A 1976-nucleotide genomic window follows, 5' to 3' on the forward strand; every position below is an offset into this window, starting at 1 on the left:
GGAGCTACCTCTACCATTCTTGGTTTAGACCAATTTACTAAATCTGTAGACTCCCAAATGATCAGTGATTTGCTTCCAGCCGTTTGTGCGGCACCCCAGCCTTTTCCGCTGGCAATTCTTAAATCTGTTGCAATAATGTAGAATTTGTCACCCTCGGCTGAGCGTATGATAGACGGGTCACGTACACCCTTTTCACCTACATCAGACGTTAATACCGGATCACCCTCATTTAAATCTTTCCAGTGCAAACCATCTTTACTGCTAGCAAAATACATCTGTTCTCCATTTGCACTTTCACCTGTAAAGTGAGCAAATAAATACGATGTGAAATTCTTTTTTGCCGGTTTAGCCTTAACTGTAAGTGGTATTTGCTTTGTATCGCTTACTCCCCTATACTTGATTGTTGCTGTTAGTGTTACTTTTGTATTAGTTTCCTGTCTTGTTACAACACCTGCAGGGGTCTTATCGTAATTTTCATTAATTCCTTCATTTACATTTACAACAGCTGCATTGTCCGTTTCCCAAGTAATTGTTGCACCTCTATCCGTACTTGCTGGTAATGTAATGTTTCCACGAATGTCATCTGCATTTGGAATTCTTAAGTTGGCTTTTGCTAATGCAACAATTTCCTCATCTGATAAACCAGCATTCAGTTTTACCTCTTCTGCTGATAATGTATAGTTATATACCTTAAAATCAGCTAATTTTCCAGTAAATGCTGCATCAGCTGTGTACAAGGATTTACCAATATATCCAATAAAATTAGTTGCAGGGTCTGTCCCAGTTGCAAGAATATCCATTACCTTATACGTATGTGGCAGTATTCCTACTTGTTGTCCATTTAAATAAAGGATAATTTCTCCCTCTTTAAATGTTGCTGTGAAAGTATTATATTCACCTGTCTTAATTGTTGCATTTTGGAAAAGAAGTTCCGTGCTAGAATTTTTAATCCCAAAACGAGTCGTTCCATTTCCTTGTTTTGGATTTAAAAAGATATAATTGTTAACATTCGGCCAAGAACCTTCCTTTGTCCCAAGGGTGTAAAGCCAATGGACAGCACTCGTTGTAGTACTAAATTTGGTTTCAATTGTAAATGTTTCATCATCAATAAGTCCTTTTGGTAATTTTACATATTTAGACTTATCTCCTGTGAAGTTCAGAATTGTATCGCTTTGTTCTTCTAAGAAATCTCCATCTTGAAACCCAACATATTCTGCGTCGAATCCATTGTTAGTAACATCTGTCAACTTACCATCCGCTCTCGAAAGATCATAGTGTGCGATTAAGCGATTTTCTGTACTGCCAATCTCCTCCGCTTGAATTACCGGTTTTGGGATCAGTGAAAATACCATTAATACAGATAAAAATAATGAAAAATACTGCCTACCTTTCATTTCTTTCCTCCTCTATTTTTTCTTCACTCTTTTTACAGGAAACTATACTCCTTTCTCTTTTAGATAATTTTAAATAAAAAACACAAAAGCTGTATTTATAAAAAACATGGATTGTTTATNNNGGCATTTCTATTTTTACTAATTTATTTTTACATTACTACCTAATTACATATACTAGCTTATTTTAGATTGATAGATGGGGTTTGAATGGTATTCACCATTTTTTGCAGAACTTCCTATCCTTTATCTTCAGCCCCTTTCTTAAAATGCCTCTATTATATTATGAAGATTTATTTTTATTATAAATATCAAAAGCTACGGCAGCTAATAATACAAGCCCTTTGATACCTTGCTGCCAATCTATTCCTAAACCTAGTATGGACATTCCGTTATTCATGACACCCATAACAAGACCGCCTATAATAGCACCTGGCACCGTACCGATTCCACCATATGCTGAAGCCCCGCCAATAAAACATGCTGCAATTGCATCAAGTTCAAAAAGATTTCCTGCTCTTGGCGTTGCAGCGTTTAATCGTGCAGCAAACAGAAGCCCAGAGAGTGCAGATAATACTCCCATAT

Annotated in this window: 2 protein-coding genes; both read right to left on the reverse strand. The window is 36.4% G+C overall.

Annotated elements, in window-relative coordinates; all coding sequences use genetic code 11:
* A partial coding sequence (locus V7659_RS29175; protein ID WP_335543541.1) for a LamG-like jellyroll fold domain-containing protein occupies positions 1-1394 on the reverse strand: 1394 nt, incomplete at its 3' end.
* 280 nt (positions 1395-1674) lie between these two features.
* A partial coding sequence (locus tag V7659_RS29180) for an ABC transporter permease subunit (protein WP_420491786.1) occupies positions 1675-1976 on the reverse strand: 302 nt, incomplete at its 5' end.

This window comes from Neobacillus drentensis, assembly GCF_036966985.1.
Taxonomy (GTDB): Bacteria; Bacillota; Bacilli; order Bacillales; family Cytobacillaceae; genus Neobacillus; species Neobacillus drentensis_E.